Annotated in this window: 6 protein-coding genes; 1 reads left to right on the top strand and 5 read right to left on the bottom strand. The window is 47.8% G+C overall.

Features of this window, described 5'->3' with window-relative positions; genetic code table 11:
• Window positions 1–153: 153 nt before the first annotated feature.
• The 5 genes from VN105_RS06390 to VN105_RS06370 all read right to left on the bottom strand — a co-directional run bounded on the left by VN105_RS06390 (window position 154) and on the right by VN105_RS06370 (window position 7,049).
• Window positions 154–3,279 (bottom strand): amino acid adenylation domain-containing protein, encoded by a 3,126-nt coding sequence (locus tag VN105_RS06390; protein WP_325639048.1) that lies wholly within the window; start codon window positions 3,277–3,279, stop codon window positions 154–156.
• A gap of 295 nt (window positions 3,280–3,574) precedes the next feature.
• Window positions 3,575–4,162, bottom strand: a complete 588-nt coding sequence (locus tag VN105_RS06385) for a Crp/Fnr family transcriptional regulator (protein WP_325639046.1) — start codon at window positions 4,160–4,162, stop codon at window positions 3,575–3,577.
• 124 nt (window positions 4,163–4,286) lie between these two features.
• Window positions 4,287–5,213, bottom strand: a complete 927-nt coding sequence (locus VN105_RS06380; protein WP_325639044.1) for a helix-turn-helix transcriptional regulator — start codon at window positions 5,211–5,213, stop codon at window positions 4,287–4,289.
• A gap of 10 nt (window positions 5,214–5,223) precedes the next feature.
• The gene (locus VN105_RS06375) at window positions 5,224–6,153 is read right to left on the bottom strand and encodes an NAD(P)H-binding protein (protein WP_325639043.1); all 930 of its coding nucleotides are present in this window, start codon (window positions 6,151–6,153) and stop codon (window positions 5,224–5,226) included.
• 5 nt (window positions 6,154–6,158) lie between these two features.
• Window positions 6,159–7,049 (bottom strand): SDR family oxidoreductase, encoded by an 891-nt coding sequence (locus VN105_RS06370; RefSeq protein WP_325639042.1) that lies wholly within the window; start codon window positions 7,047–7,049, stop codon window positions 6,159–6,161.
• A gap of 151 nt (window positions 7,050–7,200) precedes the next feature.
• On the opposite strand from VN105_RS06370, the gene VN105_RS06365 reads away from it, so the two are divergent.
• Window positions 7,201–7,553 (top strand): AraC family ligand binding domain-containing protein (locus VN105_RS06365; RefSeq protein ID WP_325639040.1); only part of this gene is annotated, 353 nt, incomplete at its 3' end.

Raw genomic sequence — 7,553 nt, 5'->3', positions numbered from 1 at the left:
AAGGAAATTGAGCTCAGTGCCAATGATGTGCCGGACTGGATGCATTACAGGATAGCATTAACGTTAAGAACAAAACAGGAGCTTATAACATAAGAGGGCTGCGCTTCTGCACAGCCCTCTCCCGCAACGATAGTTGCCGCTAAAAGCTAATAACTAAATACTGCTTTTATTTTCCGGAAGCAGTTTAAGATACTTCAGGTAGTTGTCCAGCAATTGCTTATCAAAAACAGGTTCCTCAATGCCGGAGCCTTCCAGGAAACGGGTCACATGTGTACAATCCCAAACATAGGTGTGCTGGTATAGTTCCACGGTAGACAGCCCTTCATGCATATTATCCTTAAACAGGCTTGTTAAAGGGAATAACCGGTTCCTGCTGTCATCTTCCCATTGTTTCCTCCATTCTTTATAAGGAATCCCGTTTAAAGTGAAAGGATAATATTTCTTTATCAGCGCGAAGAAATCTTCCAATGTAAGGTTCGTTTCTGGCCTGGCTATCAGGTTGAATTTTTTGCCGATGGCGGCTGCATTCTTTGTGATGTGGGCAACGGCTTTCGCCATGTAGTCAACGGTGATGAGTCCTTCCCTCAATTCTGTAAGCTGCGGGAACGATTTAAATTCAATACAATTTTTTACAAGGCCGGACCACCACTGGTAAGGTGCGCTGGCGCCGGTGCGGCTATGGCACATGGCATAACCCAGCCGGTAAGTGATCAACGGCAAACCTTTGCTGGCGGCCAGGTCCGCAATGGCTTCCATCACCCATTTACTTCTTACATAACCAATATCCTTACTTACGGCCAGTAGGTTCTGTTTAATGTCATCTGTTTCCAGCATCACCGTTTTATTGGTGAACACATGTCCCCAGCTATATACAGAGATAGTTGACATCAGCGCCAGGCATTTGGTTCTGCCTGCCCCTGCCAGCCGGATGATTTCCCTGAGCCCATCTACATTGGGGGCCTTCATGTAGGAGTATGGCTCTATGAAATTTACCGAGCTGCCGGAATGATAGATCACGTCGATCGCATTACTGAGGAAGCCGAACATTTCTTCATCCAATCCCAGGGATGGTTTGGACAGGTCGCCGATGACAGGGATGATCCGCTTACGGAATGCAGCTATACCGCTCACGTTAAACTTTGCGGCACAGCGGTCAATTTTCTCCATCGCATGAAATTCGTCCTGGGCCCTTATCAGGCAGTAGATATTGGCAGAAGTGCTTTGCAACAGTTCTTCCAGCAGGTGTATGCCCACAAAGCCGGTAACACCTGTAAGCAGCAGGGCAGCGGGGTTTTTCAATACCCCGGGGTCAAAGCCGCCAGCGAAAACAGTACCCGGAGCCAGGTATACGTCATTTTCCAGTTCTACAAACGGTTCCATATCTTCTTCGGGAAGTACGGCCACTTCTTTTGCCCTGGCAATCATGGCATCAGACAGCTGTTGTAAAACGGGGTACTGGTAAATATCGCGGAGATATACCTTTATCCCGAGCTTATCCATTAAGCGCACTGCCACCACTGCTACCAGTAATGAGTCTCCCCCGATATCGAAGAAGTTATCCGTAATGTTTATGCCGGGGCGGCCCAGCGCGTCGGACCAAATATCGGCAATAGCCCGCTCTGTGTCATTGGTAGGCGGTTCCGCCACGCGGATATCCTGCAGGTGTTCGGTTGCTATGGCTGCAAGGCGTGCCCTGTCTGTTTTCCCGTTTTCGGTAAGCGGCATTTCCTTTAGCGGGATGATCTGGGCCGGTATCATATAACCCGGAAGATCCTGGCGCAACCGCTGCCGGATCTCCGGAATGTTAACTGCTATATTGCCTGTTTCTTCAGTAATAAATGCCACCAGGTATTTATTATTTCCAGCATTGTCTTTTGTAATGACGGTTGCATTTTTAATCCCTGGAACAGACATCAGCGTGCGCTCTATCTCCCCCAGCTCTACCCGGAAACCCCGGATTTTAACCTGGTTATCCATCCTTCCGAGGAATTGTATATTGCCATCCGGCAGCCATCGGGCCTGATCGCCGGTGAGATATATTTTTTCACCGGGGAGGAAAGGGTCGGGGATAAATTTCCGGGAGGTTAGCTCTTCGTTATGAAGGTATCCTGCCGACAGCGCCACACCGCCGATACAAAGCTCTCCGATAGCGCCTATGGGCAGCATTTCCTGGTTATCTCCCAAGATATACGCACGGGTATTAGCCACAGGTTTGCCTATAGTAGATATAAACTGCCCGTTCTCCTCTTTTACCTTTTTATAGGTAACAAATACTGTACACTCTGTAGGCCCGTAATAATCGATCAGCTGGTACGGCAAGCCGGCAGTGAGCACCGGTTTCAGCTGTTCCCCTCCTGTAAACAGGTATTGCAATGCCAGGCCATTCAACTGCCGGGTGTATGTTACCATTTCCGGGGCCATTACCGCAGGCACAAAAGCATGGGTAAGTTTGTTACGCAGGTACCAGTCACCAAGACCGGCAACACTGGTTCGTTCTTCGTCTGTGGCAATGAACAGGGCGGCGCCTGCAGCTAAGGCAGACCAGGTTTCCCATATAGAGATATCGAATGCCAGGCCGGCTACCAGGCTAAGTCTTGACGTGGAACTAACAGCAAATTTCTTATTATGCCAGCTGATAAGATGCTGTATAGCCTGCTGCCTGACAACCACCCCTTTGGGTTTCCCTGTAGAGCCGGAAGTATAGATCACGTAAGCAACATCGCTATCGCGGACATCTATGTCCGGCCTGTAAACCGGCATCTGTGTAATATTGCCGAACTCTTCTGCGTATAACAGGGCGGCATCTGTTTCGGCTTCCAGGAGCGCTCCTCTGGCTTTATTTGTGATGATCATCACCGCCTCCGTATCAGAAAAGATATACGCTGCCCTTTTTAACGGGTAGGCAGGATCAACAGGCACATATGCGGCGCCTGTTTTTAATACGGCAATAATGGCTACCACCCACTCCTTGCAGCGATCCAGCCAGATGGGGACAAGCATGCCCGGTTTTACGCCATTGGCAGAGAGATAATGTGCCAGCTGGTTACTTTTTTCTTCCAGCTCCCGGTAGGTAAGCTGCTGCCCTAAATAACTGACAGCTACCCGTTCAGGATGCAGCAATACCTGTTCTTCAAACAGGGAAAGAAGGGTTTCCCTTTCCGGGTAAGACCATTTGGTATCAGTAAATTCATACAGGATCTTTTGCCTGTCATTATCCGATAACGTGGTGACAGCAAAAGGCGACATCAAGCCGTTTACGGCTTCAATTGGGTTTGACATACGGGTTTTTTTTAAGATAGTTATGGTTATTGAGAATTTGTGGTGCATTCAACGCTTCCTGTACAAGCGCCGTTTAAAGGTGTCTGATCATAAATAATAACTAGCGTTTTAATAGGAATCTACTGTTCTAATATGATTATTTTGAGATGTTTGCCTACTTATTGTCGACCGAAAATAAAAATCACCACTGCGATAATAATGCAGGAAGAAAATAAAAATAGTTTTTGTGGAGATGTGCATGAGGGCACAAAAAATGCGACCAGTTATGAGGCAGGTCGCATTTATAGGATAGCTATTAACGGTTTATCCTTTTACGTATACGGCTTAAAGATGGATTAGTGATACCCAGATACGAGGAAATATGATACGCCGGGATACGGTTAATAATATTTGGATGCTCATCCAGTAAGCGTATAAACCGTTCTTCGTGTGTTATGAAAAGCAGCTCTTCAGTGCGGGTTTGCGAATAGGTAAAGAATAATTCTGCGAGTAACCGCCCAAACCTGGCCCAGTTGGAATAGGTCTCGTAAAGGCTGTTCAGATCACGATAGGCTATATAGATGATCTCCGAATCTTCCATAGCCTGGATATAATAATGACAGATCTTACGGGTAATAAAGCTGCGAAAGGAAACAAGGAACTGGTTTTCCGAAAAGAAGAAAATATTTTTTTCGTCACCTGTGTCCGGGTCTGCGTAATAGATCCGGAAAATGCCCTTAACAACCAATCCCAGGTCGTTGCAGACCATGTTCTGCATATTAAAGAAATCACCCTTTTTGATATCCCTGGTCCTCCAGAACATATGGCTGTCAGCGATATCCTTTTCATTTAACGCGGCAAAGTTCGCCAGGTGTGCCTTAAGTGTTTCAAAATGATGGCTCATACAATTGATTTTGACCTGGCTGGATGGCCGGACGCATTATAACGATAGCTTCAACCCACCATTGACAACAAAACCATCCGGCAAATATACAATTAACCTATCGGATAGTATCCATCTATGGCCATTAATTAAACGATTGCCGGAACTCCATCGGGGAAAGATTCGTTTTCGTTTTGAATAATTTGCTGAATGACTGCAGATGTTCAAATCCCAGTTCATAGGCGATTTCGCTTACAGAAAGATTTGTAGTAGAGAGTTTCTCTTTTGCCAGCTCTATCAGTTTATTGTGCAAATGCTGTTGCGTACTCTGACCGGTAAGGGATTTGAGCAGGCTGCTCAGGTAACCCGGTGAAATATTTAAGGTTTCTGCAATGAGCGTAACACTCGGCAAACCCTTTCGGGCCAGTTCGCCGCTGCTGAAATACCCGGCCAGGAAGTCTTCCAGGCGGGAAAGCACTTCATGGCTGGCCACTTTCCGGGTAACGAATTGCCGTTGGTAAAACCTTTCTGAATAAGTGAGCAGTAGTTCAATCTGGGCGATGATTACGTTCTGGCTGAAGCGGTCTATGTTCGCGTTGTACTCCTGTTCAATCTGGTTGGCAATGGCGGTAAGCATGGCTTCTTCCTTATCAGAAAGATAAAGTGCTTCGGATACCGAATAGCTGAAGAACTCATATTGTTTGATATTTTTAGCCAGTGGAGTATTCCAGATAAGATCCGGGTGAAACAATAGCATCCAGCCTTCCGGCCGTTCTAACTCACTAAAATCGTGGGGCAGGTCAATACCGAATAACTGGCCGGGCGACATGAAGAACAATACCCCTTCGTCGAAGTCGCTTGCCTGTTGCCCATACTTAAACCTGGTTTGATGTACTTTTTTTAGTGAGATGGAATAAAAATCAAAAATCAGGCTGAAAGGAATATTGGCGATAGGCTGCTTAATGTCGTCCATATGCACCACGCTGATCAGTGGGTGCGCAGGGTTGGGTAACCCCGCGGCCCGGTGATACTCGGTGATCGTACTGAAGCGAAGGATCTGTTGGCTGTTCATCTCCATAAAGTTAATTACTTCTGTGATAAGCTGCTGCAAATTCCCTTGCAAAATCGGTCAGTTTGATCTTACCCATTTTAGGTTTGTTCCGGTGAAAGTTCTCCAGGGTTTTGCCGCTATGGATAGCTGCCTGCATTTCTACCAGGGTTTCTGCCACTTTCTCCGGCACTTTGGCCATCTTAAGGCCTTGCAGCATAGCTTTGTCAGACAGTAGCACCCATTTCAGCCAGGGTTTGCCTACCGCTGTGCCTATGATCTTTGCTGCTTCATTACAGGTCATTTCCTCGCTGCCTACATAACGGACCGTTCTTTTTTCGGGGCGTAATAAGAGTTCTTCTGCCACGGCATCCGCGATATCTTCCGGCGATACAAAGACAGTTCTGTCATCTCCGCCATAATTTCCCATCAGTAAACCGGTTCTCCCGGTAAGTAAGGCCCAAAGCCCCGCATACCGCAGCGTCAGGAATTTGCCAATGAAGCCTTTGCCTTTGATCAGGTCCATCGACTGGTAAAAATTGGTATAAAAGGCAGCGGGGCGCATGATCGTTAACGAGGTTTTTAAATCGTCGAAAATATCTTCTGTATTTTCGGCGCTAACGAGGTTGGCCGCCCAGCCACTCAGCAACACCACGCGTCCAACGCCTGTCTCTTTTATAGCCTGTACATAATTCTGTGCCATCCTGCGCAGATAGCCGCCCGGGTCTGGTTCCGTAAAGTTCAGGGGAATCATGGCGTAAACGGCATCTGCATCTTTGAAGGTATCGGTTAAGAACCTCACATCGGAGATGGAACCAATGGCTGGTATGGCGCCCAGGGCCTTAATAGCCGCCTGCTTTTGTTGATCGCTGCTAACTACGGTTACCTGGTGACCCCGGGCAACCAGCGTTGCTGCCAGCGGTTTGCTGATGTTCCCTAAAGAACCGGTTACAATGATTTTCATAGCTGTTACTTTGTATAGATGCCGTTTTCAATATCTGTAAGCAATGTTGAATGCGCAGGGCGCCAGTTCAACCGTTCCTGCGTTAATTTACTGGATGCGGGGCAGTCGATGGCAGCCATTTGCGCAAACCAGCCAAAGTGGCCGGCCGCGGCATCAGGCGCAATTGATTGTACCGGGATATTGAGCTGTTTGCCTATGGCCTCCGCAATAGACCTCACTGTTATCCCTTCTTCAGCAGCCGCATGATAACGGGCGCCGGGTATGGCATTTTCAAGCGCCAGGCGGAACAGGTGAGCGGCATCCAGCCGGTGTACGGCGTTCCACCGGTTGAGCCCTTCGCCGATATAAGCAGAGAAACCTTTCCCGCGGGCAGTGTTGATCAATATGGGAATAAACCCGTGCTTATCCTCATCACCATGTACGGAGGGCGACAAACGGACCACGGCCGCACGCACGCCCAGCCGGCATACAGCATCTGCCGCTTGCTCGGAAGCACGGGGCCAGGCAGGATTTAAAGGCGGAATAATGTCTTCAGTGGCGGTTTTTCCCGGGCTAACAAGGGCCGTGCCGGAGGCAACAATCAATGGGCGGTTAGAACCGGCTAATACTTCGCCAATAGTGGCTATTGCTTGTTTATCTACTTCGCAAACTTCCGCGAAGCGGGTAAAATCATGAATAAACCCGGCATGAATAACACCGTCGGTTTCGCGGGCCCCTGTACGCAAACTATCCAGGTCTTCCAGGTCGCCGCGAAGCACTTCCGCACCTGCTTCCTGCAGCTTTTGAGCGGAGGCCTCTGACCGGGCCAGGCCAAGCACCTGGTGGCCTGCGGTTATCAATTCCTGCACAATGGCAGTACCAATGAAGCCAGTGGCTCCTGTAACAAATACACGCATACTATTTTTCTTTTGCTACTGCAAAGATCACCTGCGTGTATCAAAAAGGTTTATCCAAATCCGCTTTTGATTTAGCCGAATCTGTCATTGTACGTGTTCAGCATTTTTTCAGGGAAAGCTGTATATTCCAGCCGGGAAATGAATTAAAGCAATGGCAAAGAGAACTACATCTATCCCGGTAAATTACTTTGACGACGGAGAAAACGTTGGTATTACCGTAGAAAGAATACTAATCGTGGACTTACAGCTATTCACAGAAGCGGAAGTAGCCCACCGCCACGATTTCCATTCATTCTTCCTGCTCGAAAAAGGGACGGTTACCATTGAAATTGATTTCAGGAAACACCACATTAAGGCGCCTTCTGTAATCTATATGCACCCTAACCAGGTACATCTTATAAAAGCATTTAAAAATATAACCGTCTGCACCTGCGCTATCAACAACCAAAACCTGCATCCTGTATACCTGAAATTGCTGGAAGATATAACGCCTGCAACACCGCT

It is taken from the genome of Chitinophaga sp. (genome assembly GCF_035564935.1).
In the GTDB taxonomy this organism is placed as follows: Bacteria; Bacteroidota; Bacteroidia; order Chitinophagales; family Chitinophagaceae; genus Chitinophaga.
This window is presented reverse-complemented; position numbering and strand designations above follow the sequence as displayed.